21 protein-coding genes and 1 riboswitch are annotated in these 26,895 nt (G+C 69.3%); of the genes, 12 read left to right on the top strand and 9 right to left on the bottom strand.

All coding sequences use genetic code 11. The features are described from left to right. Positions 1 to 130: 130 nt before the first annotated feature. Positions 131 to 3,148, top strand: a complete 3,018-nt coding sequence (locus ABB34_RS05775) for a ligand-binding sensor domain-containing diguanylate cyclase (RefSeq protein ID WP_057640298.1) — start codon at positions 131 to 133, stop codon at positions 3,146 to 3,148. Positions 3,149 to 3,413: 265 nt separating this feature from the next. On the opposite strand, the gene ABB34_RS05770 is transcribed toward ABB34_RS05775, so the two are convergent. Genes ABB34_RS05770 through metX form a run of 3 tightly spaced genes read right to left on the bottom strand, consistent with a single transcriptional unit; the run spans position 3,414 to position 6,747 of the window. Beyond that, positions 3,414 to 4,478 carry a homoserine dehydrogenase family protein gene (locus ABB34_RS05770; RefSeq protein ID WP_057640297.1) on the bottom strand — a complete coding sequence of 355 codons (1,065 nt, stop codon included), beginning with the start codon at positions 4,476 to 4,478 and terminating at the stop codon, positions 3,414 to 3,416. Continuing rightward, entirely contained in the window at positions 4,475 to 5,722 is a 1,248-nt protein-coding gene (locus ABB34_RS05765) for an O-succinylhomoserine (thiol)-lyase (RefSeq protein WP_057640296.1), read from the bottom strand. The genes ABB34_RS05770 and ABB34_RS05765 overlap by 4 nt, the downstream gene beginning before the upstream one ends. Next, positions 5,719 to 6,747, bottom strand: coding sequence for a homoserine O-succinyltransferase MetX (gene metX, locus ABB34_RS05760; protein ID WP_083490079.1), 1,029 nt, complete (start codon positions 6,745 to 6,747; stop codon positions 5,719 to 5,721). The genes ABB34_RS05765 and metX overlap by 4 nt, the downstream gene beginning before the upstream one ends. A gap of 67 nt (positions 6,748 to 6,814) precedes the next feature. Continuing rightward, positions 6,815 to 6,934, bottom strand: a riboswitch (SAM riboswitch). A gap of 114 nt (positions 6,935 to 7,048) precedes the next feature. Between metX and ABB34_RS05755 the strand changes: the two genes are divergently transcribed. The 4 genes from ABB34_RS05755 (at position 7,049) to ABB34_RS05740 (ending at position 12,448) form a co-directional block, all read left to right on the top strand. Continuing rightward, positions 7,049 to 7,873 (top strand): M23 family metallopeptidase, encoded by an 825-nt coding sequence (locus ABB34_RS05755; RefSeq protein WP_057640294.1) that lies wholly within the window; start codon positions 7,049 to 7,051, stop codon positions 7,871 to 7,873. 57 nt (positions 7,874 to 7,930) lie between these two features. Then, positions 7,931 to 9,535: a peptide chain release factor 3 gene (locus tag ABB34_RS05750; RefSeq protein ID WP_057640293.1), complete on the top strand. Its 1,605-nt coding sequence runs from the start codon at positions 7,931 to 7,933 to the stop codon at positions 9,533 to 9,535. Positions 9,536 to 9,732: 197 nt separating this feature from the next. Continuing rightward, positions 9,733 to 10,383, top strand: coding sequence for a PAQR family membrane homeostasis protein TrhA (gene trhA / locus ABB34_RS05745; protein WP_057640313.1), 651 nt, complete (start codon positions 9,733 to 9,735; stop codon positions 10,381 to 10,383). A gap of 106 nt (positions 10,384 to 10,489) precedes the next feature. Next, complete coding sequence (locus tag ABB34_RS05740; RefSeq protein ID WP_057640292.1) at positions 10,490 to 12,448, top strand: AsmA family protein; 1,959 nt, start codon at positions 10,490 to 10,492, stop codon at positions 12,446 to 12,448. Between the two features lie 24 nt (positions 12,449 to 12,472). Here the strand turns inward: ABB34_RS05740 and ABB34_RS05735 are convergent, their stop codons facing one another. The 3 genes from ABB34_RS05735 to mtgA form a co-directional block, all read right to left on the bottom strand. Further along, positions 12,473 to 12,904 carry a CBS domain-containing protein gene (locus tag ABB34_RS05735; RefSeq protein ID WP_057640291.1) on the bottom strand — a complete coding sequence of 144 codons (432 nt, stop codon included), beginning with the start codon at positions 12,902 to 12,904 and terminating at the stop codon, positions 12,473 to 12,475. Then, the gene (locus tag ABB34_RS05730; RefSeq protein WP_057640290.1) at positions 12,864 to 13,886 is read right to left on the bottom strand and encodes a glycosyltransferase family 2 protein; all 1,023 of its coding nucleotides are present in this window, start codon (positions 13,884 to 13,886) and stop codon (positions 12,864 to 12,866) included. The genes ABB34_RS05735 and ABB34_RS05730 overlap by 41 nt, the downstream gene beginning before the upstream one ends. 125 nt (positions 13,887 to 14,011) lie before the next feature. Continuing rightward, positions 14,012 to 14,743 carry a monofunctional biosynthetic peptidoglycan transglycosylase gene (mtgA, locus tag ABB34_RS05725; protein ID WP_057640289.1) on the bottom strand — a complete coding sequence of 244 codons (732 nt, stop codon included), beginning with the start codon at positions 14,741 to 14,743 and terminating at the stop codon, positions 14,012 to 14,014. Between the two features lie 71 nt (positions 14,744 to 14,814). On the opposite strand from mtgA, the gene hslO reads away from it, so the two are divergent. Together hslO and ABB34_RS05715 are read left to right on the top strand one after the other, a co-directional pair. Then, complete coding sequence (hslO, locus tag ABB34_RS05720) at positions 14,815 to 15,708, top strand: Hsp33 family molecular chaperone HslO (RefSeq protein ID WP_057640288.1); 894 nt, start codon at positions 14,815 to 14,817, stop codon at positions 15,706 to 15,708. Positions 15,709 to 15,829: 121 nt separating this feature from the next. Beyond that, positions 15,830 to 16,690, top strand: a complete 861-nt coding sequence (locus ABB34_RS05715) for an XOO1806 family protein (protein WP_057640287.1) — start codon at positions 15,830 to 15,832, stop codon at positions 16,688 to 16,690. A gap of 162 nt (positions 16,691 to 16,852) precedes the next feature. On the opposite strand, the gene ABB34_RS05710 is transcribed toward ABB34_RS05715, so the two are convergent. Further along, positions 16,853 to 17,455: a TetR/AcrR family transcriptional regulator gene (locus tag ABB34_RS05710; RefSeq protein WP_057640286.1), complete on the bottom strand. Its 603-nt coding sequence runs from the start codon at positions 17,453 to 17,455 to the stop codon at positions 16,853 to 16,855. A gap of 184 nt (positions 17,456 to 17,639) precedes the next feature. Between ABB34_RS05710 and ABB34_RS05705 the strand changes: the two genes are divergently transcribed. From ABB34_RS05705 to ABB34_RS05695, 3 genes are all read left to right on the top strand, one after another. Beyond that, positions 17,640 to 18,533, top strand: a complete 894-nt coding sequence (locus ABB34_RS05705) for an alpha/beta fold hydrolase (RefSeq protein ID WP_057640312.1) — start codon at positions 17,640 to 17,642, stop codon at positions 18,531 to 18,533. Then, entirely contained in the window at positions 18,530 to 21,001 is a 2,472-nt protein-coding gene (locus ABB34_RS05700) for an acyl-CoA dehydrogenase (RefSeq protein WP_057640285.1), read from the top strand. The genes ABB34_RS05705 and ABB34_RS05700 overlap by 4 nt, the downstream gene beginning before the upstream one ends. A gap of 68 nt (positions 21,002 to 21,069) precedes the next feature. Continuing rightward, positions 21,070 to 21,549, top strand: coding sequence for a hotdog fold domain-containing protein (locus ABB34_RS05695; RefSeq protein ID WP_057640284.1), 480 nt, complete (start codon positions 21,070 to 21,072; stop codon positions 21,547 to 21,549). A gap of 46 nt (positions 21,550 to 21,595) precedes the next feature. Here ABB34_RS05695 and ABB34_RS05690 read toward each other — a convergent pair whose 3' ends face one another. Further along, positions 21,596 to 22,903: an NTP/NDP exchange transporter gene (locus ABB34_RS05690; RefSeq protein ID WP_057640311.1), complete on the bottom strand. Its 1,308-nt coding sequence runs from the start codon at positions 22,901 to 22,903 to the stop codon at positions 21,596 to 21,598. Between the two features lie 110 nt (positions 22,904 to 23,013). Between ABB34_RS05690 and ABB34_RS05685 the strand changes: the two genes are divergently transcribed. Both ABB34_RS05685 and ABB34_RS05680 read left to right on the top strand, forming a co-directional pair. Next, positions 23,014 to 24,600 (top strand): GMC family oxidoreductase, encoded by a 1,587-nt coding sequence (locus tag ABB34_RS05685; protein ID WP_057640283.1) that lies wholly within the window; start codon positions 23,014 to 23,016, stop codon positions 24,598 to 24,600. Between the two features lie 233 nt (positions 24,601 to 24,833). Further along, entirely contained in the window at positions 24,834 to 26,249 is a 1,416-nt protein-coding gene (locus ABB34_RS05680; RefSeq protein ID WP_057640282.1) for a serine hydrolase domain-containing protein, read from the top strand. A 237-nt stretch (positions 26,250 to 26,486) separates the two neighbouring features. On the opposite strand, the gene ABB34_RS05675 is transcribed toward ABB34_RS05680, so the two are convergent. Next, a complete protein-coding gene (locus tag ABB34_RS05675) occupies positions 26,487 to 26,783 on the bottom strand; it encodes a hypothetical protein (protein ID WP_211258166.1) in 297 nt (98 codons plus the stop codon). Positions 26,784 to 26,895 lie beyond the last annotated feature (112 nt).

Here is a 26,895-nt window from a genome sequence, read left to right as displayed (position 1 = left end):
GCACGAAGGCCGTTAACGATCTCGTTGTAATCTGACATTCATCAAGGATCCGGGGGGAGTCCTGATCGACCCGTCGTTTGCCAGTTGCCAGCGGCCATTCCGGCGCACCATCCAGCGGTGGTGTGCCGCTTTGCTCCTTTCGCTGTCGCTGGCGCACCCGGCGGCCGCGCTGGACCCGGACAAGCCGTTCCGCGACTACGTCACCGACAACTGGGGCGTGGAGCAGGGCCTGCCGCAGATCAGCGTGCTGGCCATCACCCAGGACCCGGCCGGCTACCTCTGGTTCGGCACCCAGGCCGGGCTGGCGCGCTTCGACGGCGTGCACTTCCAGCGCTACACCCGGCACGACGCCTCGGAGCTGGGCAACAACATCCTGGCGTTGCAGGCCGATGGGCCGCAGCGGTTGTGGGTGGGCACCGCGCGCGGGCTGGTGCTGTTCGAGGACGGCCACTTCCAGTCCATTCCCGCCAGCGCCACCGCCGACGCGCCCGAACGCAGCTTCCCGGTCAACGCACTGGCCCGGGGAGCCGACGGGCAGGTGCTGGTCACCGGCCCGGACGGCATCTACGTGGTCGCCGACAAGCACCTGCGACGCCTGCACGCCCTGCCCGGCCCGACGCTGAGCCTGCTGCACGGGGATGACGGCCTGTGGGCCGGCAGCACCGGCAGCGTCTTCCACGTCACCAGCGACGGGATCGAGAAATATCCACTGCCGGCCACGGTGCGCGACACCTCGGTGACCGCGCTGGCCAAAATCGGCGACAAGCTGTGGGCGGGCACCCGCCACGGCCTGTTCCGGCTGCAGGGCCATACCTGGAAAGCGGCCGGCAACCGCCCCGGCGAGGCACCGCAGGCGGTGGAGGCCCTGGCCGCCGACCGCGACGGCAACCTGTGGGTGGCGACCCCGCAATACCTGCAGCGGCTGCACGACGGCATGCCCGCCGAGCGCATCCAGAACATGGCCGGCAGCATCGCCATTCGCTCCATCCACGAGGACGACACCGGCAACCTCTGGCTGGGCAGCATGATCGAGGGCGTCACCCGCGTGTGGAACGGCTGGACCCGGCGCCTGAGCCAGCCCGAGGGCCTGAACGACCCGCTGCTGTGGTCGATCGCCGCCGGGCCCGACGGCAACATCTGGGTCGGCAGCAACAACGGCGTGTACGAATGGCAGGGCGGGCGCTTCCAGCACCGCGTCGGCGGCGCCCAGCTGCCGCAACCGGAGGCCTACAGCCTGCTGCCCGAGCGCGAGCAGACCTGGATCGGCACCCGAGCCGGCGTGGCCGTGCTGCGCCAGGGCAGGGTAGAGCAACCGGCGGTGCTGGCCCCGCTGCGCAACGCGCAGATCAACGGCATCGTCCGCGACCACAGCGGCCGCCACTGGTTCGCCACCACCCAGGGGCTGTACCTGCTGGATGCCGACAACCGGCTCACCCACTACGATGAGAAGGACGGGCTGGCCGACGCACGCATCCGGCTGGTGCTGGAAACCCGCGGCAACCGGCTGCTGGTCGGCACCTACGACGGCCTGTACGAATGGCGCGACGGCCACCTCCTGGCCACCGGCGAGGGCACCGGGCTGGGCGAAGGCATCGCCGTCACCGCCCTGCTGGAACTGCAGGACGGCCGCTGGGTGCTCGGCAGCAATACCGACGAAAGCCTGCGCGTGTTCGATGGCCGGCGCTGGCACCACCTGAGCCACGACCGCGGCCTGCCGGCCAATATCCCGTTCCACCTGGCCGAGAAGGACGGCGACCTGTGGGTGGCCGGCATGCAGGGCGTCTACCGCCTGCCGCTGGCCTCGATCGACCAGTCGCTGGCCGACCCGAAAATCCCGCTGGCGGTGCAGATGGTCATCAACTCCGGCGCCGACCAGGGCGGCGGCCAGCAGGACAAGTGCTGCAACGGCTCCGGCAACAGCCGTGGCCTGCTGCGCGACGGCCGCCTGTGGCTGCCCACCCGCGACGGCGCCCTGCTGGTGGACGTGGTTACCCCGCAGCAGCCCTTCACCCGCAAGGTGCGCATCGAGGGCCTGCAGGTGCAGGGTAAGTGGGTCAACCCGAGTACCGGCAAGTTCCAGCTGCCGCTCAACGCCCGCAGCCCGCGCATCGAGTTTTCCCTGCCCACCTTCGAGGCGATGCACACCCCGCAGCTGCGCTACCGCCTGCGCGGCTACGACGACGGCTGGCGCGAGCCGGAAAGCCCGGCCATGCGCTCGGTCAGCTACAGCAACCTGCCGCCGGGCCGCTACACCTTCGAGGTGGCCGACTTCGGCAGCAGCGACCCGCAGGCCGGCATGGCCCGCCTGCAGCTGGAGATCCCGCCGCGCCCGCACGAAACCCTGGCCTTCCGGCTGCTGGCGGTCCTGTTGCTGGCCGGCTCGATATGGCTGGGCTACCTCGGCCTGAAGCACCGCTACAAGCGCCAGCGCGCCGCACTGGAGCGGCTGGTGCAGGAACGCACCCGCGACCTGCAGGCCGCCAACGCGCGGCTGGAAGTCATCAGCTTCACCGACCCGCTCACCGGCCTGCACAACCGGCGCTACCTGGCCCAGCAGATCCCCGCCGACCTGGCCTTCTACGAGCGCGACGAAAGCTACCGCGACGGCAGCGAGGCGGTGGTGTTCGCGCTGCTCGACGTGGACCACTTCAAGACGATCAACGACACCCACGGCCACGCCGCCGGCGACCGCGTGCTGGAGCAGCTCGGGCAACTGCTGAACGAACTCAAGCGCAGCGGCGACTACGTGGCGCGCTGGGGCGGCGAGGAGTTCCTGCTGGTGTTGCGCCCGCTGCCGCGCGGCGACCTCGGGCAGATCGGGCAGCGCCTGTGCAGCCGCATCGCCGAGCACGACTTCGAGCTCGGCAACGGCCTGCACCACCGCATCACCGTGTCGGTCGGCCTGATCGAGTGCCCGCTGTTCCCCGCCTACCCGCAACTGCTCGGCTGGGAGCAACTGGTCACCCTGGCCGACCGCGCCCTGTACCGCGCCAAGAGCAGCGGCCGCAACGGCTGGGTCGCCTACCGCCCGGCGCCAGGCGCGCAGTTGCCGGAAGACCTGACCGCCAGCAGCGGCGACCCGTGGTGGCTGGTGGAAAACGGCCTGCTGGAAATGTTCGACGGCGAAACCCGCTGCACGATCACGTAGGTGCGGGGCATGCCCCGCACGGGCATTTCCCCTGCGGGCGGCAATCTCGGGAATGCCCTTTGCCGGGCGAACCCGACGCTACGAAATGCGGGGCCACCTGCCATGGATGCGGAGCTCACCTCGTATGGAGCCGTCCCGGGAAAGCCCCCGTGCCGGGCAAGCCCGGCACCTACCAGTCGCGAGGCCATCTGTTGTAGATGCGGGGCTCGCCCCGCATGGGGTCGTCCCGATGAAACCCGGCGCGACGAAAGGTCGGCGGAGCGGGCTACCTGCCCGCGGCGATGCGCAGCACGTCGTCCAGCAGCGCCGCCGCGGTGACTTCCGCGCCCGCGCCCGGCCCCTGGATCAGCAGCGGCTGCCGGCTGTAGCGGTCGCTGTGGATCGCCACGCGGTTGTCGGTGCCACGGCCGCCGGCCAGCGGATGGTCGGCCGGCAGCGCGCAAAGGCCGACGCTGGCCCCGCGCATGTCGAAACGACCGACGAAGCACAGCACCTGCCCCTGCCCGCGCGCCTGCCGCAGCCTTTCGTGCAGCGGCGCGTCCAGTTGCTCCAGTTCCGCACCGACCTGCGCCGCAGGCAGCGCAGCCAGTGCCGGCGGCACCAGCGATTCGACCTGCACCTGCGCCGGCTCCAGCGCCACGCCGGCGGCACGGGCGAGGATCAGCAGCTTGCGGCGCACGTCCTCGCCGGACAGGTCGATGCGCGGGTCCGGCTCGGTGTAGCCGGCCGCCGCCGCTTCGCGCACGCAGGCCGAGAACGGCTGGCTGCCGTCGAAGCGGTGGAACAGCCATGCCAGCGAGCCGGACAGCACGCCCTCTATCGCATGGATATGGTCGCCGCCGGCCACCAGCGCGCGGATGCTCGACAGCAGCGGCAGGCCGGCGCCGACGGTGGCCGCATCGCCATAGCACGCGGCGCCGGAGGCGACGATGCCGTCGATCCGCCGTGCGCGTGCCAGCGTGGTGCCGTTACCCAGCTTGTTGGCGGTGACCACGTGGACGCCCTGCGCCAGCCACTGCGCATGCTCGGCGGCCACGTCCTCGCTGGCGGTGGCATCGACGACGATGTCGCCGGCATGCAGGCGGCCGATTTCCCGGCGCTGTTGCGCGCCGCCGCCCTGCGCGTCGCGCGCCTGCGCCAACGCCGCGTCCGGCGCATCGGTGCAGGCCAGCGCGATGCGCGAATTGGCGACGATCTCAAGGCTGGGCAACGCCAGCGGCCGCTGCCGCAATGCCTGGTAGCGCGCGACGAAGGCCGAGCCGACCGTACCGGTGCCGAGCAGCAGCAGTCGCGGCTGCGCCACCTGCACCTCGTTCAGACAGGCGCTCACGCCTCCACCGTTTTGCGTGCGGCCCCGCCATTGCCGGCATCGGCCAGCACCTGCGCGGCCCGCGCCAGCCCGGCCTGCAGGTCGGCCACCAGGTCCTCGCTGGCCTCGATGCCGACGGACAGGCGCAGCAGGCCATCGCTGATGCCGGCCTTGGCCCGCGCTTCGGCGGTCATCGCCGCATGGGTCATGGTCGCCGGGTGCGCGACCAGGCTTTCCACGCCGCCCAGCGACTCGGCCAGGGTGAAGTAGCGCAGGCCGTCGACGAAGGCGCGCACCGCCGCCTGCGGATCGGCGCCGGCGCACTCGGCCAGCTCGAAGGACAGCATGGCGCCGAAGCCCTTCTGCTGGCGCGCGGCCACGGCATGGCCGGGATGCGACTCCAAGCCGGGGTAATAGACCTTGGCGACCGCATCGCTGGCGGCCAGCACATCGACCAGCGCGCGGGTGTTTTCCTGATGCACGCGCAGGCGCGCATCCAGCGTGCGCAGGCCGCGCAGGGTCAGGAAGGCATCGAACGGCGAGCCGGTCAGGCCCAGCGCGTTGGCCCACCACGTCAGCTGCTGGTGCAGTTCGGCGTCGCGCGCGATCACCGCGCCACCGACCACGTCACTGTGGCCGTTGACGTACTTGGTGGTCGAATGCAGCACGACGTCGGCGCCGAAGGCGATCGGGTTCTGCAGCGCCGGCGACAGGAAGGTGTTGTCCACCACCACCTTGGCCCCGGCCTTGTGCGCGGCGTCGATGACGAAGCGCAGGTCGGTGATGCGCAGCAGCGGGTTGGACGGGGTTTCCACCAGCACCAGCGCCGGCGACTGCGCCAGCGCGTCGGCCAGCGACTGCGGCTGGGTCAGGTCGGCGGTGATCAGCTCGAAATGGCCCTTGGTCGCCAGCGCGTTGAACAGGCGCCAGCTGCCGCCGTAGGCGTCGTGCGGCACCACCAGCTTGTCGCCCGGCTGCAGCAGCGCGTTGAGCACCAGGTTGATCGCGCCCATGCCGGTGGAGGTGATGACGCCACCGGCGCCGCCTTCCAGTTCGGCCAGCGCCTCGCCCAGCAGGTCGCGGGTGGGGTTGCCGCTGCGGGTGTAGTCGTACTGGCGCTTGTTGCCGAAGCCATCGAAGCTGAAGTTGGACGACAGCACGATCGGCGGCGTCACCGCGCCAAAGGCGGTATCGCGGTCGATGCCGGCGCGCACCGCGGCGGTGGCGCGGCAACAGGACACGTCGGAAGCGTTGGACAGGCTCATGCGGTTTCTCCGGGAAGGCTCAGGGCGTTGGCGAGGATCGCGTCGATGCGATCGGTTTCTTTGAGGAAGGCGTCGTGGCCATAGGGCGAGCGCAGCACGCGCAGGCTGCCGCGCGTGCCCAGCCCCTCGACCAGCGAGACGAGGTCGGACAGCGGCACCAGCCGGTCGCCCTCGACGGCGACCACCAGCGTCGGCACGTCGATGGCGGCCGGGTCGATGCGGTGCAGGTCGATGGATTCGGACAGGCGCAGGTAGGCATTGACGCGGGTGCGGGCGACGTATTGCGCGCCGGCGGCGTCGAGGTAGTCCTCGGCGGCCACGCGCACGCGGCCGTTGACCACTTCCGGAGCGGCGTCGAAGCGTTCGCCGAATTCTTCCGGCGTGCGGTAGCTGAGCATGGCGAACTGGCGGGCCAGCGCCAGCCCGTGGGTTTCGGCGCACTGCAGCTGGCCCAGCGCCACCGCGCGGCGTTGCAGCGCACGCCACGCCGAGGCATAGGGATGCGGGCGGTGCGCACCGCTGACCGCGACCAGCCTGTGCAGCCGCTGCGGATGGCGGATGGCCAGTTGCATGCCGACCAGCGCGCCATAGGAATAGCCGACGTAGCCGTGCAGGCGCTCGATGCCCAGCGCATCGAGCAGCAGGGCAACGGCCTCGGCCTGGTCGGCGGTGTCGATGGGCACGTCCAGCTCGCCGTCGGCGCCGATGAAGTCGAAACCGAGCAGGCGACGGCGCTGCGGGTCCAGCGCGCGGCCGACGCCGACCAGCCCTTCGGCCCAGCCCTTCTCGTCGAACACCGCATTGGCCGCGACGTGGCGGTGCGCGGAGATGCCGCCGGCCACCAGCACCACCGGCGCCTCGGCCGCGCCCACCAGCTCGTAGCGCAGGCGCAGGCTGCGCTCGCCGGCATGGCGCATCGCCAGCCGCAGCTCGATTTCCCCGCGCACGGCGGGAAGCGCGCGCGGGGCGCTGTCGAGGGGGACGGCCGGGAATTCTCGGGCGGCGGTGGCAGTGGCGAAACGCATGGCGGTATCCGGTGAGGAGCAGCCATCGAGCTTCGCGGGCCCGTGTTCGCCGTGCGTGGCACGGATCGAACCATCTTTCGGCGGACACAGAGGTCACCGCAGGATTTGGCACCAAGCACAGGCGCTTTCGCGTCTGCTGGTTGCCCCGGCTTCAAAGGGCCTGTCCCTCTGCCGGTCTCGATGGTGGCGCCACGATGCCAGCCCCTTTCGCCAGTGTCAATCTCTTTATTCGGATGGAGCGATGGAGTTTCCGATGCAACCACCCCGGCATAATCCGCGCGTCCCCGCTCCCCGACCCGCCATGCCCCGGCTGCCGTTCCTGTTCCTGTCCGCGTTGCTCGTACTGCCGGCCTCCGGCGGCGCGTCCGGTCCGCAATGGCGGCAGGGCTGGGGGCTGGCGGGTACGGCACCTGCTGCGGAAACCCGCCACGACACCCGCTTCGTCCTCCTGCAGCTGCAGGTGCGCGGCAGCGGCCACTCGGCACGGGTACGCAACCTGCTGGCCGGCCCGGTGCAGGTCCGGCTGCGCGACGCCGCCAGCGGCGGCGAGGCCGCGCCGGCGACACTGCTGGCCGCCGGCGAGCAACGCGAACTGCTCTGGCGCGACGACGGGGCCGGCCCGGTCCGTTGGCTGCTCGACGCCTTCCCCGGCGACCCGGCCGCCCGTCCCGACGACCACCTCTACCGCCTGCCGTTCGACGCCATGCGCGTGCGCGTGAGCCAGGGCTTCGGCGGCCATTACAGCCACACCGACGCGCAGAACCGCCATGCCGTCGATTTCCCGCTGGCCGAGGGCACGCCGGTCCTCGCCGCGCGCGCCGGCACGGTGATGCAGGCGGTGGAAGACGCCCCGGACGACGGCAGCCTGCTGCGGGTGCTGCACGCCGACGGCAGCATGGCCGTGTACGCCCACCTGCAAGCCGGCAGTTTTCGCGTGCGCCCCAGCCAGCACGTGGAGGCCGGGCAGGCGCTCGCCCGCTCCGGCAACAGCGGCCGCAGCAGTGGCCCGCACCTGCACTTCGCGGTGCAGGCCAACACCGGGCTGGCGCTGGCCTCGATCCCGTTCCGCATGGCCGGCCCGCAGGGCGAGCTGCGCTTTCCACGGGAAACAGGCGCCCTGCCCTGACCCGCTATAATCGCCGGCTTCCCTTCCCTCAGCGCGCCCGTCGCAGGCGCAGCCGCCATGCCCGAAGTCGCCACCGAAGCCGCGCGCCGCCGCACCTTCGCCATCATTTCCCACCCCGACGCCGGCAAGACCACGCTGACCGAAAAGCTGCTGCTGTTCGGCGGCGCGATCCAGATGGCCGGCTCGGTCAAGGGCCGCAAGGCCGCGCGCCACGCCACCTCGGACTGGATGGCGCTGGAAAAGGAGCGCGGCATCTCGGTCACTTCGTCGGTGATGCAGTTCCCCTACGAGGGCAAGATCGTCAACCTGCTCGACACCCCCGGCCACGCCGACTTCGGCGAGGACACCTACCGCGTGTTGACTGCGGTGGACAGCGCGCTGATGGTCATCGACGTCGCCAAGGGCGTCGAGGAGCGCACCATCAAGCTGATGGAGGTGTGCCGGCTGCGCACCACGCCGATCATGACCTTCATCAACAAGCTCGACCGCGAGGGCAAGGACCCGATCGAGCTGCTGGACGAGGTCGAGACCGTGCTCGGCATCCAGTGCGCGCCGGTGACCTGGCCGATCGGCATGGGCCAGCGCCTGAAGGGCGTGGTGCACCTGCTGACCGGCGAGGTGCACCTGTACGAACCGGGCCGCAACTTCACCCGCCAGGATTCGACCATCTTCCCGTCGCTGGATGCCCCCGGCCTGGCCGAGAAGATCGGCGAGAAGATGCTGGCCGACCTGCGCGACGAGCTGGAACTGGTGCAGGGCGCCAGCCACCCGTTCGACAAGGACGCCTACCTGCGCGGCGAGCAGACCCCGGTGTTCTTCGGCTCGGGCGTCAACAATTTCGGCGTGCAGCCGCTGCTGGATTTCTTCGTCGAACACGCGCCTGCGCCGCAAGCGCGCGCCACCACCGGCCGCGACGTCGCCCCGCAGGAAGAAAAGCTCACCGGCTTCGTGTTCAAGATCCAGGCCAACATGGACCCGCAGCACCGCGACCGCGTGGCGTTCATGCGCGTATGCTCGGGCAGGTTCTCCGCCGGCATGAAGACCTTCCACGTGCGCACCGGCAAGGAAATGAAGCTGGCCAACGCGCTGACCTTCATGGCCTCCGACCGCGAGATCGCCGCCGAGGCCTGGCCGGGCGACGTCATCGGCATCCACAACCACGGCACCATCTCCATCGGCGACACCTTCACCGAAGGCGAGCAGGTGACCTTCACCGGCATCCCCAACTTCGCCCCGGAACTGTTCCGCCGCGCGCGCCTGAAGGACCCGCTCAAGCTCAAGCAGTTGCAGAAGGGCCTGGCGCAGCTGTCCGAGGAGGGCGCCACCCAGTTCTTCCGCCCGATCATGAGCAACGACCTGATCCTCGGCGCGGTCGGCGTGCTGCAGTTCGACGTGGCCGCCTACCGGCTGAAGGACGAATACGGCGTGGAGGCGGTGTTCGAGCCTGTCGGCGTGGTCACCGCACGCTGGGTCAGCTGCGGCAACGAGAAGAAGCTGGAAGAGTTCCGCGAGAAGAACGCCAACAACCTCGCCGTCGATGCCGCCGGCCATCTGGTCTATCTGGCCCCGACCCGGGTCAACCTGCAACTGGCGCAGGAACGCGCGCCGGACGTGCGCTTCGCCGCCACCCGCGAAGCGGCGCACAGCATCTCGGTCGAGTGATCGCGCAGAAGCGCACCGAGGTGCGCCCTGCGGACATGCGGTGGGTGCCGACCGTTGGTCGGCACGATCCATCAGCCTGCTGAAATCCTCGCCGCCCGACCAACGGTCGGGCGCTACCGGGCATGCTGTCCCACCATCCAGAATCCCCCGCCGGCGTAGGGATGCGCCGCATGCTGCGTTGCGGTAACGTGCCCGCCATGCCTCCTTCCAGTCTGCAACAGCGCGTCGCCGACATCCGCGAGGAAATCGCCAGCGCCCTCACCCACGGCCTCGGTGCGGTCACTGCACTGGGCGCAGGCGCAGTGCTGATAACGCTGGCCGCGATCTACGGCGACGGCTGGCAGCTGGCCAGCGCCATCGTCTTCGGCGTCGCACTATTGCTGCTCTACACCGCCTCCACGCTGTACCACGCCATCCAGCACCCGGTCGCCAAGGGCCGGCTGAAGATCTTCGACCACTGCGCGATCTACATCCTGATCGCCGGCACCTACACGCCGTTCACCCTGATCGGTCTGCGCGGCCCGTGGGGCTGGGGGCTGTTCGCCGCGATCTGGACGCTGGCCGTGGCCGGGGTGGTGTTCAAGCTGTTCTACACCGGCCGCCTCAAGCGCCTTTCGACGCTGATCTACATCGCAATGGGCTGGCTGGTGATCGTGGCGATCAAGCCGATGTGGCGCGAACTGGATGGCTTCACCCTCGGCTGGCTGTTCACCGGCGGCGTGTTCTACACGCTGGGCACGTATTTCTACCACCGCGAATCGGTGCGCTATTCGCACGCCATCTGGCACCTGTTCGTCATCGCCGGCAGCGTCTGCCACTTCGTCTCGGTAACGGCGCAGATCCTCTAGCGAACGCTCCATCGCCGCCGTTTCATGCATGGCGGCAACGGAACCTGCACGCGGCACGAATGAACGCTTCGCGCCGCGTCCACGGTGCAGCGGCGACCATGGCCGCATGAATACTCCGGCTGCTCCTTCCGCGCCGCGTGTGTCGCGCCGGCGCCATCGCCCCGGCAAGCGCTGGCTGGTGGCTGCCGCCGTGCTACTCGCGGCCCTCGTCGTGCTGCTGGCGCTATGGGACTGGAACTGGTTCAAGGGCCCGGTGGAACGCCTGGTGCAGGCACGCACCGGCCGCGCCCTGCACATCGGCAACCTCGACGTCGATCTCGGCCGCACCAGCACCCTCCGCGCCGACCGCATCACCTTCGCCAATGCCGGCTGGGCGAAGCGACCGGACATGGCCCGCGCCGACCGGGTGGAAATCGACCTGCGCCTGTGGCCACTGCTGCGCGGCAGCGTGCAGTTGCCGGAGATACGCCTTGTCCGCCCCGACATACTGCTGCAGGCCGCCCCGCAACCGGGGGAACCGGGCAACTGGAATTTCCCCAGCGGCGGTGGCGGCCAGCCGCTGCAGCTCAAGCGCCTGCGCGTCGACGACGGCAAGCTGCAGTTCCTCGACGAGGCCGGCCGCACCGACGTCCGGCTCGACGTCCGCAGCGGCAAGGCGAAGCAGCCCGGCGCCGCGCCGCCCCTGCTGCTGGAAGGCGAGGGCCGCTGGCGCGGTGCCTCCTTCACCGTGCGCGGCGGCACCGAGTCGCCGCTGCAGCTGGCCGACAGCGGACACCCCTTCCGCCTCCACCTCGACGGCCATGCCGGCGCCACCCACGCCGTGGCCAGCGGCACGTTGACCAACCCGTTCCAGCTGCAGGTGTTCGACCTGCAGTTCCGCCTCAGCGGGCAGGATCTGGAGGACCTGTATCCGCTGATCGGCATCGCGATCCCTTCCTCGCCCCCCTACCGGCTCGACGGCCGGCTCAAGCGCGACCATGAAGTCTGGCGCTACGAAGGCTTCAGCGGGCAGGTGGGCGACAGCGACCTGGCCGGCGACGTGCGCATCGACGTGGCCGGCGAACGCCCGCGCCTGACCGCCAATCTGGTGTCGCGCCGGCTGGATTTCGACGACCTTGCCGGCTTCGTCGGCGCCCAGCCAGGCACCGGCGGCGGCGAAACCGCCAATCCCGAACAGAAGGCCAGGGCCACCGCGCAGGCGGCCAGGCCCACGGTCCTGCCCGACACGCCGTACGACCTCGGCAAGCTGCGGGCGATGGATGCCGACGTGCGCTGGAAGGCCCACCGCATCAATTCACCGTCGCTGCCGCTGGACGACATGGACGCGCACCTGCTGCTCGACGACGGCCTGTTGCGGCTGGAGCCGCTGGACTTCGGCGTGGCCGGCGGCGACATCCGCAGCACCATCCGCATGGACGCGCGCCGGCCACGCATCGCCACCGCGCTCGACGTCAGCGTGCGCGGCGTGCAGCTCGGCCAGTTGTTCCCCGACGCGAAACTGGCCGAACAGGCTTCCGGCGGCATCGGCGGGCAGGTACGGCTGTCGGGCACCGGCAACTCCATCGCCGCCATGCTCGGCGGCAGCAACGGCAACGTGACCCTCGGTATGGGCCGCGGCCACGTCGGCAACCTGCTGATGGAGCTGGCCGGGCTGGATGTGGCCGAGTCGTTGAAGTTCCTGTTCACCGGCGACAAGCAGATCCCGCTGCGCTGCGCCTTCGCCGACTTCGGCGTGCGCGACGGGCTGATGCAGGCGCAGGCGCTGGCTTTCGACACCACCGACACGCTGGTGGTCGGCGAAGGCAACGTCAGCCTCAAGCGCGAGGAGCTGGACCTGCTGCTGCGGCCGCGGCCCAAGGACAAGAGCATCCTCGCCCTGCGCTCGCCGCTGCGCATCGGCGGCACCTTCAAGGACCCGTCGTTCCGCCCCGACTTCAAGGCACTGGGCCTGCGCGGCGCGGTCGCCCTGACCCTGGGCAGCATCGCCCCGCCGGCGGCACTGCTGGCCACCATCGAAACCGGCCCCGGCAAGGATGCGGACTGCGGCGGCCACTACGCGAAATAGCGCCGCCGCGGCGAAGCGACCGGCTCAGCCGCCGGTGATGTATTGCTGCAGTTGCCCCAGTTCCTGGCGCTGCTCCTCGATCACCGCCTTGACCAGATCGCCGATCGAGATCACGCCGACCACGCCGCCCTCCTCGACCACCGGCAGGTGGCGGATGCGGCGGTCGGTCACCAGTTGCAGGCAGTGCTCCACCGTGGCCGAAGGCGCCACCGTGACCACTTCGGCGGTCATGATTTCCGCCACCGGCGTGTCGCGCGAGGAGCGGTCGCGCAGCACGATCTTGCGCGCGTAGTCGCGCTCGGACAGGATGCCGGCCAGCCGCGCCCCTTCCATCACCAGCACCGCGCCGATGCCCTTCTCGGCCATCAGCCGGATCGCGTCGATCACCGCGGCCTGCGGCGTCACCGCGTGGATCTCAGGCGCTTTGTTCCCGAGCAACTGTCGAACGGTCTGCATGATGGCGTTCTCCCGTGTTGGCCGATGCAGCCGATACTGCCACGTCCGCCGGCCGCCAGGTGTCAACCAGGTACAGCGGCCGCTGCTTGGCCTCCATGTAGAGGCGGCCGAGGTATTCGCCGATCAGGCCCAGCGCGATCAGCTGCACGCCGCCGAGGAACAGGATCACCGCCATCATCGTCGGCCAACCGGCCACGCGGTCGCCGTACAGCGCCGCCTTGCCCACCACCCAGGCACCGAAGCCGAATGCCGAGGCCGCGGTGAACAGGCCCAGGTAGGTCGCCACCCGCAGCGGCGCGGTGGAAAAACTGGTGATGCCTTCCAGCGCGAAATTCCACAATTTCCAGAAGCCGAACTTGCTGCGCCCGGCCATGCGCGGCGCGCGCCGGTAGGGCAATGCGACACGGCGGAAACCAACCCAGCCGAACAGCCCCTTCATGAAGCGCTGGCGCTCGCGCAACTGCCGCAGCGCGGCCAGCGCACGCGGCGAGAGCAGGCGGAAATCACCGGTGTCGGCCGGGATCGGCGTTTTCGACAGGCGCCCGATCACCCGGTAGAACGCCGCCGCGGTGGCGCGCTTCAGCCAGCCTTCGCCATCGCGCGCCAGGCGCGTGCCATAGACGTCGTCGTACCCCTGCCGCCACAACGCGACGAACTGCGGGATCAGTTCCGGCGGGTCCTGGCCGTCGGCGTCGAGGATCAGCACCGCGCCGTCGTCGACGAAATCCAGCCCGGCGCTGAGCGCGGCCTCCTTGCCGAAGTTGCGCGACAGGCGCAGCGCCGCCACCTGCGGGTCGCTGGCTGCCAGTTGCTGCATCAGCGCCCAGCTGGCATCGCTGCTGCCATCGTCCACGTACAGCACGCGGCCGTCGATGTCGGGCATGCGCTCCAGTTCGGCACGGATGCGCGGGTGCAGCAACGGCAGGGCGTCCTGCTCGTTGCAGGCGGCGACGACGATGGTCAGGCGTTCACGGGAAGTCATGCATCGATTCTACGGAGGAGCGCGCCTTGGCGCGCGACGGGGCATTGCCGGGAACACCCTGTCGCGGCAGGTCGGGGTTACATCCCCGACGCCTTGCACAATCGCGTCGGGGATGTAACCCCGACCTACTCGACATACCCCGGCCCGCCCAGCTGCCGCGCCTGCCGCTGTATCCAGTCCGCGCGGCGCTGCACGAAGGGACCGGGCCTGGTCGCGCTGTAACGCCGTGGCGACGGCAGCACCGCGGCCAGCCGCGCGCTCTCGCCCGCGCTCAAACGCGCCGCATCCTTGTGCCAGAAACGCTGCGCCGCCGCCTGCACGCCATAGACGCCATCTCCGAACTCGGCCACGTTGGCATACATCTCCAATATCCGCTGCTTCGGCCACAACGCCTCGATCAGCACCGTGTACCAGGCTTCCAACCCCTTGCGCAGCCAACTGCGGCCCTGCCACAGGAACAGGTTCTTGGCGACCTGCTGGCTGATGGTGCTGCCGCCGCGCAGGCGCTTGCCCTTGGCGTTGTGGTCCAGCGCCTTTTCGATCGCATCCAGGTCGAAGCCGTTGTGCAACGGAAAGCGCTGGTCCTCGGCCGCCACCAGCGAAATCGGCACGCTGGCGGCCATCGCATCGAGGTCGCGCCACTGGTAATGGATGCGGTACGCCCAGTCGCCCTGCCCCCAGGCTTCCAGCTGGCGCAGTGCCATCACGCTGGAAAACGGCGGATCGACGAAGCGCAGCACCCCCACCTGCACGATGCTGAACACCAGCAACGCGCAGGGAATCCGCCACAACCAGCGCCACCAGCGACGGCGTGGCCGCCCCCCGTCCGCCTTGCGCTCGTCCTGCTCCGCCCCCATTGTCTGCCTGCCCCGAATCCCGACGTCCGGCACATTATCCGGCACCGGCGTCCCCTCACGCGCAGATTCCCATGACCGAAACGTCCGACCTCCTTGTCCGCTTCCTGCTGCCCGAAGCCGGCGTGCGTGGCGCCCACGTGCGCCTTTCCGGCAGCTGGCGCGAAATCCTGTCGCACGGCGACTACCGCCCGGCCGCCGCCCGCCTGCTCGGCGAAGCCTGCGTCGCCTCGGCGCTGTTCACCGGCCACATCAAGATCGACGGGCGCTTGTCGGTGCAGCTGCGCAGCAACTCCGCGCTGCGCACCCTGTTCGCCGAGTGCACTTCCGCCGGCACCCTGCGCGGCATCGCCCAGCTCGAAGACGGCGAGGATGCCCCCGGCGACCTTGCCCAGTTGGGCGACGACGCGCTGCTGGCCATCACCATCGAGAACCCCGGTCTGGATCCCCGCGAGCCCCAGCGCTACCAGAGTTTGGTGGCATTGCAGGGCAATGGCCTGGACGAGGCATTCGAGAACTATTTCCGGCATTCCGAACAGCTGCCGACGCGCCTGCTGCTGGCCGCCGACGGCCAGCACGCCGCCGGCCTGCTGCTGCAGAAGCTGCCCGGCGACGAGGGCGACGGCGACGGCTGGGTCCGCGCCGGGGCGCTGTTCGACACGCTGGCGCACGACGAACTGCTGGCCACCGACGGCCCTGCCCTGCTGCATCGCCTGTTCCATCAGGAGCATCCGCAGCTGGTGGGCGAAAAGCCCCTGCGCTTCGGCTGCTCCTGCTCGCGCGAGCGCGTGGCCGGCATGTTGCAGTCGCTGGGCGAGGAAGAAGCCCGCGCCGCCGCCGAGCCCACCGGGCAGGTGGAGGTACGCTGCGAATTCTGCGGGCAGGAATACCGCTTCCCTCTGACCGAATTCGGCGTATTGTTCAGCACGGGGCCGGCATCCCAACCCGCGCCCGAGCGGCTGCAGTGACATGGGATGCCGGCAAGTTGCCCCTTGGATGGGGCATCTTGTTAAAAAAACATGAACAATTTAGGATTCATTGCCTCACGAACCGGGAACTTCCCGGGGGTCCACCGGTCATATCGAGTCCATGAACGCCTTCCTGCGCCTGCCGCTAGCCTTGCTGATCGCCCTCGGGGCGGCGGCCGGCGTGCATGCGCAGAACAAGCCGCAAACCGGTTCCGACGGCACCGTCCTGCCGGTCTGGAACAAGGGCAGCGGCAAGGTTGAAGCGCTGCTCTACCTCGAACCCACCGGCGAGCAGGCGGCCGGCGCCCGCTGGCATTTCGGCCGCAACTCGCTCGACGCCGCCTTCGGCCTTTCCTCCGGCGACTCGCTCGGCCTGCTGTGCAACAGCAGCCGCGGCGGCAGCATCAGCGGGCTGGCCAGCCACTGCATGCTCGCCAGCCTCGGCGACGACGATGACGACAACGGCCGCCACCTCTCGGCGACCACCGCGTTCAATCGTCCCGGCGGCCGCTTCGGCCTGAGCGCCGGCACCGGCCGCGACACCCTGCCGGCTTGGCTGTCCGGCACCGCGAAAGCACCGGCCGCGCGCATGGAGCAGAACGACCTGACCGTCTTCGGCCAGAAGAACATCGGCCGCGAAGGCTTCGTCTCCATCGGCGGCACCTACGCCAAGGCCCGCCTGATCCCGCTCAGCGACGCCTCGCCGGCCATCGTCGACCAGTGGGACAGCAAGAGCCTGAACCTGGGCGGCGGCTACGGCGCCTTCAGCGCCAACATCATCGGCCGCGTCATCGACTCCCCCAACCAACCCGGCAAGTGGGAAGGCCTGGGTCTGGGCCTGACCTGGCGCACCCCGTGGAGCGGCCAGCTCACCGTGGGCGCCGAAAACGTCATCACCCGCGGCAAGAACCCCTTCTCGCCCCGCAGCGAGAACAACGACGACGGCGCGATCCCGTACGTGCGTTACGAGCAGGATCTCTGATCCTCGCGCGACTTCATTTCAGATGCCATTCTTGAGCGGAACCGCTGGCGTCTGGTCGCCGGTTCGTCGAATGGAACAGAAATGGCCCGGATTTCTCCGGGCCATTTTTCTTCAAATCTCCGCCGCGGATCGCCACATTGCGACCCCAGCCTTCATCACGGCTCAACCGACCGGGATCAACGTCTCGATCACATGCTCGACATAGGCCTCGAATTCCTCGCGGGCCTGCTTGGGCTGCTGCAGCTGCAACGACAGCTGCAGGAAGCCGACGTAGGCCGCGTAGGCCAGGCGCGCGCGGTGGCGGGCATCGGTGGAGCTGAGGCCGGCCTGGCGGAACGAGGCCATCAGGTATTCCAGGCGGCGCTGCGAGACGCGGTCGATCACCGGGCGCACCAGCGGGTTGTCCAGCGCCTTGAGCAGTTCGCTGTAGATGATGTGCGGCGTCACTTCGTGGGCGACCAGCTGGAACAGCGCGCGCAGGCGGGTCCGGGGGTCCGGTACTTCTTCCAGACTGCCGAACACCTGTTGCTGCTCGACCAGTTCCCAGCGTTCCAATGCCGCCTGCAGCAATGCGTCGCGCGAGGGGAAATGCCAGTAGAAGCTGCCCTTGGTGACCCCCAGGCGGCGGGCCAGCGGTTCCACCGCCACCGCGCCGACGCCCTGTTCGGCGATCAGGTCGAGGGCTGCCTGGGCCCAGTCGTCCGCACTGAGGCGGCTGTTGCGCGTACCGCGGGATTCCGCCGGCGAAACTGGAGACTCGTTCATGTGCCGATTTAACCATACGCCGGGGACTGGTTGCAGTATGTGCAGGCCACGGATCGTGATGGACCCGTGCCCCGTACCCCGGTGAAGCCCAACGCCAACGGGGTCTCCGCTCCATACCCAGCAGTATTGACAGGGTATGCGACATATCCATACCATCGAGTACGGTTACTCGCATTGGTCGCGCATGCACATGCAGGACATCCAACTGGAAGGTGCCCACGGCATCGGCTTGGCCGCCAGCCGAACCCCCGGCAGCAAGCCGCCGGTCCTGTTCGCACATGGCTTCGGCCAGACGCGCGGTGCGTGGACGGCAACGATGGCCGCGCTCTCGGCAGCAGGCCACGCAACGCTGGCCTATGACGCGCGCGGCCACGGCGGTTCGGACTGGAACGCGGTGGAGCTGCCCTACCACGGCGATCAGTTCACCGATGACCTGATCGTGGTGGCCGGCGAACTGCCGCGCCCGCCGGTGCTGGTGGGCGCGTCGATGGGCGGGCTGTTCGGGCTGATGGCCGAGGCACGCTGGCCCGGCCTGTTCGCGGCAATGGTGCTGGTGGACATCACCCCGCGCTGGGAGACCCGCGGCGTGGAGCGCATCCTTGCCTTCATGAGCGCGCACCCAGAGGGCTTCGAATCGCTGGAAGCGGCCGCCGACAGCATCGCCGCCTACCTGCCGCACCGCCCGCGCAAGAGCGGCGATGGCCTGCGCACCCTGCTGCGCCCCACCGCCGAAGGCCGCTGGAACTGGCACTGGGATCCGCGGCTGGTGGCCGAACTGGCGCGCGACAGCGAACAACACCAGAGCGCCATCGCCGAGGCTGCGCGCCGCGTGCAATGCCCGCTGCTGCTGGTCAGCGGCGGCCGCAGCGACCTGGTCACGCCACAGACCGTGGAAGAATTCCTCGCACTGGCCCCGCACGCGCAACACGTGCATCTGCCCGACGCCACGCATATGGTGGCCGGTGACGACAACGACGCATTCACCGCCGCCGTATTGAACTATCTGGACGCCCTGCCCCCGGCACCCGCCGCCGCGGCGTCCGCCCGAACCGAGCACGTTACCGGAGCACGTCCATGAGCATCGTCCTACCCTTCCTGGCCCTGCTGCTTGCAGGCGCCTTCGTCGCCTACCACCGCATGAAGCTGGTCGTCTGGACCGTCATCAGCGCGGCACTGCTGGCCGCCTGTTGGTTCGGCGGCGTGCAGCAAACCGCGGTGATCGTCGCCGCTGCCATCGTCGCCTTCGTCAGCGCGCTGGTGCTGCTGCCGTTCCTGCGCAAGCCGCTGATCACCGGCCCGTTCATCGGCGTGTTCCGCAAGGTGCTGCCGCCGCTGTCCAAGACCGAGCGCATCGCGCTGGAAACCGGGTCGGTCGGTTTCGAGGGCGAGCTGTTCACCGGCGACCCGGACTGGAACATCCTGCTCAACCACCCCAAGCCGCAGCTCACCGACGAGGAACAGGCCTTCCTCGACGGCCCGGTCGAAGAGCTGTGCAGGATGGTCAACGACTGGGAGATCACCCACGTCCACGCCGACCTGCCGCCGGAGCTGTGGGCCTTCATCAAGAAGAACAGGTTCTTCGGCATGATCATCCCGAAGGAATACGGCGGCCTGGGCTTCTCCGCGCTGGCGCACCACAAGGTGATCCAGAAGCTGGCATCCATCTCCAGCGTGGTCAGTTCCACCGTCGGCGTGCCGAACTCGCTCGGCCCGGGTGAACTGCTCAACCACTACGGCACCAAGGAACAGAAGGACTATTACCTGCCGCGCCTTGCCGAGGGCATCGAGGTACCGTGCTTCGGCCTGACCGGCCCGTTTGCCGGCTCCGACGCCACCTCCATCCCCGACTTCGGCATCGTCTGCAAGGGCACCTGGAACGGCGAGGAAGTGCTGGGCCTGAAGCTGACCTTCGACAAGCGCTACATCACGCTGGCGCCGGTGGCCACGCTGATCGGCCTGGCGTTCCGCATGTACGACCCGGATGGCCTGCTCGGCGACACCAGGGACATCGGCATCACCCTGGCGCTGCTGCCGCGCGACACCGCCGGCGTCGAGGTCGGCCGCCGCCACTTCCCGCTGAACTCGCCGTTCCAGAACGGCCCGGTGCGCGGCAAGGACGTGTTCATCCCGCTGAGCCAGATCATCGGCGGCCCGGAAAAGCGTGGCCTGGGCTGGAACATGCTCAACGAGTGCCTCGCCGTGGGCCGTTCGATCACCCTGCCCTCCACCGCCTCGGGCGGCGCCAAGGCCGGCGCGGTCATCACCGGCGCCTATGCGCGCATCCGCAAGCAGTTCGGCCTGTCGGTCGGCCGCTTCGAGGGCGTGGAGGAAGCGCTGGCCCGTATCGGCGGCAAGGCCTACAAGATCAGCGCGCTGTCGCAGGCCACGGCCGCTGCGGTGGACCGCGGCGACGTGCCGTCGGTGCCGTCGGCCATCGCCAAGTACCACTGCACCAACATGAGCCGCGAGTGCATCAGCGACATGATGGACATCATCGGCGGCAAGGGCATCATCCTCGGCCCGCGCAACTTCGCCGGCCGCAGCTGGCAGGCCGCGCCGATCGCCATCACGGTCGAAGGCGCCAACATCATGACCCGCAGCCTGCTGATCTTCGGCCAGGGCGCGATCCTGTGCCATCCGTGGGTGCTGAAGGAAATGAAGGCGGCGCAGGACGAGGACCGCAAGGCCGGCCTGCGCGAGTTCGACAAGGCGCTGTTCGGCCACGTCCGTTACGGCATCTCCAACGCGGTGCGTTCGTTCTGGTTCGGCTTGACCGGCGCACGCTTCGGTTCGGCGCCGGGCGATGCCTATACCCGCCGCTACTTCCGCAAGCTCGACCGCTATTCGGCCAACCTGGCGCTGATGGCCGACATCTCGATGATGACGCTGGGCGGCAAGCTGAAGTTCAAGGAATCGCTGTCCGGCCGCCTCGGCGACGTGCTCAGCCACATCTACATGACCAGCGCGATGCTCAAGCGCTACCACGACGAAGGCGCGCCGAGCGCCGAGCAGCCGCTGCTGGCATGGGCGTTCCACGACAGCGTGCACCGCATCGAGGAGTCGCTGTCGGCCGCGTTGCGCAACTTCCCGATCCGCCCGATCGGCTGGTTGATGTGGGCGCTGATCTTCCCGTTCGGCCGCCGCGCCGAGGCCCCGGGCGACCGCCTGAGCCGCCGCGTCGCCGCGCTGCTGATGTCGCCGAACGAAGCCCGCGACAGCCTCGCCCGTGGCGTGTTCCTGACCCCGTGCGAGAACAACCCCGGCGGCCGCATCAACAGCTACCTGAGCAAGGCGGTGATGGCCGAGCCGGTGGAACGCAAGTTCCTCAAGGCACTCAAGACCAAGGGCATCGAGGCGCTGACCTTCGCCACGCAGCTGGACGAGGCGGTGGCCGAAGGCGTCATCACCCAGGACGAGCGCACCCTGCTGGAAGAGCTGCGCGCGATCACCCTGGACACGATCACCGTGGACGACTTCGAGCCGCACGAACTGCGTGCGGCCTCGTACTACGACCGCGAGGGCCAGCGCCCCGCGCAGGTTGCCTGAGCACCGGCAGCCATCGGCAAAACCGGAAACGGCGGGCACTGCCCGCCGTTTCCTTTTCGGGAGAAGACATGACCACGCCCCTGTTGTCGCTCTACCGCCGCATCACCCGCTGGCCCGGCGGACACTGGCTGTTCGCACGTGCCATATGCTTCAAGGCACCCTACTTCGCCAGCATTTCCCCGCGCATCACTGTGCTCGAACCCGGCCGCTGCGAAGGCACGCTGTCCGACCGCCGCAAGGTGCGCAACCACATCGGCACGGTGCATGCGATCGCGCTGTGCAACCTGGCCGAACTGACCGCGGGGTTGATGGTGGACGCATCGCTGCCGGCCGGCATGCGCTGGATCCCCAAGGGCATGGAAGTGCAGTACCTGGCCAAGGCCCGTGGCCGCCTCCATGCCATCGCGCTGCCGGCGCAAGCCATCGTTGCCGCCACCGAGGCCCATGCGTTGCCGGTCGTGGTCAGCATCCGCGACCGTGCCGGCAGCGAGGTGTTCCAGGCGCGCATCGACATGTGGCTGTCGCCGGTGCGCGACAGCAAGGCCTGAATCGACGGCACCTGCGGCGTGCGTGGCCGGCCACCATTACCGGCACTCAGGGAGAAGCCGGCGTCCCGGTCGGCGGCACCACCGCACCCTCGGTGCGGCGCGACAGCCGCCAGCCGATGCCGGCGGCGATCACCGCCGCGGTTGCGCTGATGCCGGCGAAACCGGCGGTGCCGATGCCGAGCAGGCGCAGCCCGTTCATGCCCAGCGCGATGGACAGGTCACCGAAGCGCCACACCGCCGTGTCCACCGCGTTCTGGCCCTTGTAGCGCACGTTGCGCGGCACCCGGGTGTAGAGGCTGTGCCGCGCCGGCTCGGCCATGCCATAGGCCAGCCCGCGGCTGACGATCAGCGCGATCGCCACTGCCGGCATGCCGAACAACAGCGGCGCACGCGGGTCCGGCGCGAACAGCACCAGCAGCAGCACCGCGATGCTGGCCAGCGCCCACAGCATGATGACGATGCCCGGCCCCTTGCGCGGCAGCAGCCAGCGGGTGAGCGTGAGCTGGGTGATCGCGGTCAACACGTTGCCAGCCAGATCGACATTGGCGGCAAAGCGCGTGCGCGCCACCGCATCGGCGAAGGTGGCGCCGGAGTAGTCGGCCACCAGCGCGTAGTTCACCGTGCCGATGCCGTCGGCCAACAGCAGCAGGATCGACATGCTGCGGATGAACGGGTCGGCGAACACCTGCTTCAGCCCGTCGAACATGCCACCGCCCACCGCTGCCTCGTGGCCCGGCTCGTGCCGCCGCGCGCCATGCACCCGCGCCCAGCGCCCGAGCGCGACCACGCAGCCCAGCGCCGCGCACAGCAGCACCGCCGACACCACCAGCAGCGGCGCCACGCCGATCACGCCGACCAGCGAGCGCGTCAGCGTCGGTCCGGCCACCGCACCCAGCGTGCCCGCCACCGCGATCACCGGGAACAGCCGCCGTGCCTGCTCGGTGCTCCAGATGTCGGACATGAAGCTCCAGAACACCGACACCACGAACAGGTTGAACACACTGACCCAGACGAAGAACAGGATGCCCAGGGTGCGCGGCGTCAGCAGCTCCGGCCACGCGAACAGCGGCACGAAGCCGATCAGGCAGGCGATGAAGAACACGTAGACCAGCGGCATCACCACCCGCCGCGGCCAGCGCGTGACCAGCGCACCGAACAACGGCGTCAGCAGCAGGGTGCCGACGAAGGTCGCGCCGTAGAACCACGGCAACTGGGTCGAGCCGACCGCCGCGGCCAGTTGCTCGCGCAGCGGCCGGATCACGTAGTACGCGGCCAGCACGCAAAAGAAGTAGGCGAAGGACAGCGCGACGGCCGGCCATTCCCCGCTGTGTACCCTGCCCCGACTGGACTGCATGCCTTGCGCGTTCCACGCGATGAAGCGCGCAAGGTATCCGATGCACTGCAACATCGCCAGTGCGACGGTCTGCGCCGGCTATGCTGGCGGCACGTCCAAGGGGGAGCGCGATGCAGGAATACGACTACATCATCGTCGGCGCCGGCTCGGCCGGCTGCGTGCTGGCCAACCGGCTCAGCGCCGACCCGCAGGTGCAGGTGCTGCTGGTCGAGGCCGGCCCGCGCGACCGCCACCCGTTCATCCACATGCCGGCCGGGCTGGCGCGGCTGGTCGACAACCGCCGCCTGAACTGGAGCTACGACACCGCGCCGGAGCCGCAGCTGCAGGACCGCCGGCTGTGGTGGCCACGTGGCAAGGTGCTGGGCGGTTCCAGTTCGATCAACGCCATGTGCTACGTGCGCGGCGTGCCCGGCGACTACGACCGCTGGGCCGCCGCCGGTGCCGAGGGCTGGGACTGGGCGAGCGTGCTGCCGTGGTTCCGCAACAGCGAATGCAACACGCGCGGCGGCGATGCGCTGCATGGCGACGCCGGTCCGCTGCACGTGAGTGACCTGCGCCACGTCAATCCACTCAGCCATGCCTTCATCGAAGCCGGCATGCAGGCCGGGCATGCCCATAACCACGATTTCAACGGCCCCATGCATGCCGGCGTCGGCCTGTACCAGGTCACGCAGAAGGACGGCGCGCGTTGTTCGTCGGCCGCCGCCTACCTGGCGCCGGCAAGGCAGCGCCGCAACCTGCAGGTGCTGACCGGCGCGCTGGTCGAGCGCATCCTGATCGACGCCGGCCACGCGCACGGCATCGCCCTGCGCCGTGGTCGGCAACACGAACAACTGCATGCGCGGCGCGAAGTACTGCTCAGTGCCGGCGCGGTCAACTCGCCGCAACTGCTGATGCTCTCCGGCATCGGCCCGGCCGACGCGCTGCGCGCGCAGGGCATCGCGGTGCAACTCGACCAGCCGCAGGTCGGCACCAACCTGCAGGACCATCTGGACATCTGCACGCTGTACGGCACCGTGCCCGGCGTCAGCTACGACCGCGCCAGCGAACTGAAGATCGGTTTCGACTGGTTCCTGCGCGGCCACCGTGGCGCCGGTTGCAGCAACGTCGCCGAGGCCGGCGGTTTCGTGCGCTCGCGCTTCGCGCCCGACGAGCGCGCCGACATCCAGTTCCACTTCGTGCCGGCGATGCTCGACGACCACGGCCGCCACCGCCTGCCCGGCGACGGCTACACCCTGCACGCCTGCTACCTGCATCCGCGCAGCCGCGGCCACATCGCGCTGGCCAGCGCCGACCCGGCCACGCCGCCGCGCATCCACGCCAATTACCTGAGCGACGCCGAAGGCTTCGACCTGAAAATGATGGTCGAAGCCGCACGCCTGAGCCGCGACATATTGCGCCAACCGGCCTTCGACCGCTGGCGTCGGGCACCGATCTTCCCCGAGCGCGAAGACCTGGACGACGCCGGGCTGGCGGCGTTCATCCGCGCCAAGGCCGAAACCATCTACCACCCGGTCGGCACCTGCCGCATGGGCAGCGACGCCACCGCGGTAGTCGATCCGCAGCTGCGGCTGCGCGGCATCGACGGCCTGCGCGTGGTCGATGCCTCGGTGATGCCCACGCTGGTCAGCGGCAACACCAACGCGCCGACGATCATGATCGCCGAACGCGCCGCGGCGCTGATCCGGACAACGTAGAGCGCACCCTGATGCGCTGGTGACTTCCCCGGGAAACCTCCGGCGCTCCAGGATGCGCGCTATGGGATTGCGGACCATCTGCAAGGGTCTGGAAAGTACCGACCGTCACAGTTGGAGTTCAAGGAAAAACAAGAAATATCAATATCATGCCCATTCATCTTCCTCTTGTTTGTGCAATGGCGAAAAGCGGCGCTAGAATCGCCGACAGCCTTGGCTTACAGGCATCGATCACGATGAAAGAGAACAACAGGCGCCGGCGTTTCCGCCCGGTGGCATCGGGATTGCTCGGTGTGTTGATGCCCTTCGCACTGTCGTCCACCGCGCAGACCCCACCGGCCTCGCTGGCCTCGGTATCGCAGGCGCCCGCGGCCCTGCCGGTCAATCTGGAAAACGCTCCCGCGCCGTCGCCGACCCAGCCGATGCCTTGGCGCGTGTCGCTGCGCCCGGACCAGGTGCAACCGCTGCCGGCCGGGTTCAACGTCGCCGCCATCGAGTCGATGGCCGAGCAGCTCACCTACGGCAACCGCGTGCCCGGCATCGCGATGGCGATCGTGCAGAACGGCCGCATTCTTTCCGCGCGAGGCTACGGCGTCACCGACATCGGCAACCCGCAGCCGGTGGATGCGCACACCGTGTTCCGCCTCGCGTCGCTGTCCAAGGCCTTCGCCGGCACGATGGCCGGGCTGCTGGTCAACGACGGCACGCTGCGCTGGGACAGCAAGGTCACCGACTACGTGCCCGGCTTCCGCCTCGCCACGCCCGAGGCCACCGGCAAGCTGACCGTGGCCGACGTGCTCAGCCACCGCGTCGGCCTGCCGTACAACGCCTACGACCGCGACGTCGAGGCCAACGCCGACTACTACACGCTGACCCGAAAGCTGGCCAGCGCACCGCTCAAGTGCGACCCCGGCGAGTGCTATGCCTACCAGAACGTCGCCTTCAGCCTGATCGGCGACGTGGTCTACGCCGCCTCCGGCAGCTTCTACGAGCAGGCCGTCGAGCGGCGCCTGTTCAAGCCGCTGGGCATGAACGATGCCAGCATGGGCCTGGCCGGCATCCAGGCCAGCCCGCACTGGGCGCGCCCGCACGTGCGCAGCCGCAACGGCTGGGTATCGCTGATGCCCAAGCCCACCTACTACCGCGTCGCCCCGGCCGCCGGCGTCAACGCCAGCGCCAGCGACATGGCGCAATGGCTGCTGGCCCATACCGGGCACCGCCCCGACGTGCTGCCGGCACCGTTGCTGGCGACGCTGCACGCACCATTGATCACTACCCCTGGCGAGATGCGCTCGGGCTGGCGCCACCAGCGGCTGGATTCGGCCGGCTACGCGCTGGGCTGGCGCGTGTTCGACTACTCCGGCCACCCGGTGGTGTTCCATGCCGGCGCGGTGCAGGGCTACCGCGGCCTGGTCGCCCTGCTGCCCGAGCGCGACCTGGGCATCGCCATCCTGTGGAACGGCGAAAGCAGCGTGCCGAGCGGATTGATGCCGACCATCCTCGACCACGCCATCGGCCTGCCGGCGCAGCGCTGGCTGGACGTGGACGTCGACTTCGGCAGCGACAACCTGATGGTCGAAGGCACCCAGGACAACGCGCCGCAGGGCAAGAAGGGCATCGTTTCCAACCGCGCCACCGCTTCGCCACGCTGAGGCGGGCGCACGGGAAGAACCAAGGGCGGCCCGCGTGGCCGCCTTCTTCATTCCGGAGGAAGCACGCCGCTGTCGCGGGAGCAAGGCGAGGCCAGGCCTTCCGGTTACGTTACGGGTCGCGACTTACGTCACTCCTGCGGGTGGCGGTGGAACCTGCGGAAGCATCCCGCGCATAAAAAAACTCCCTCCCCGCTGGGCAGTCGGGGAAGGAGTTCCAGGTGCAGCGTCAGTGCCGGATCAGATCAGCGGCGCCGGGGTTGCCGGAAGCGCGACCGGAGCGGCCTTCTTCTTGCGGGCGGCCGGCTTCTTGGCGGCGGCCTTCTTCGCGACCTTCTTCACCGCCTTCTTCGGGGCGGCCTTCTTGGTGGCCTTCTTCACCGCCTTCTTCGCGGTGGCCTTCTTGGCGACCTTCTTCACCGCCTTCTTCGCGGTAGCCTTCTTGGCAACCTTCTTCACCGCCTTCTTCGCGGTGGCCTTCTTGGCGACCTTCTTCACCGCCTTCTTCGCGGTGGTCTTCTTGGCGACCTTCTTCACCGCCTTCTTCGCGGTGGCCTTCTTGGCGACCTTCTTAACGTGTCTCTTATACGCTGCTTACGCTGCCGAAGGTATGACGGGGCGTGCAGCCCATGGCGGCCCGTACATATAA

The sequence above is a fragment of the Stenotrophomonas daejeonensis genome, assembly GCF_001431505.1.
Lineage (GTDB): Bacteria > Pseudomonadota > Gammaproteobacteria > Xanthomonadales > Xanthomonadaceae > Stenotrophomonas > Stenotrophomonas daejeonensis.
Note: the sequence above shows the minus strand (reverse complement) of the source record. Positions and strands in the feature narration are given on the sequence as shown.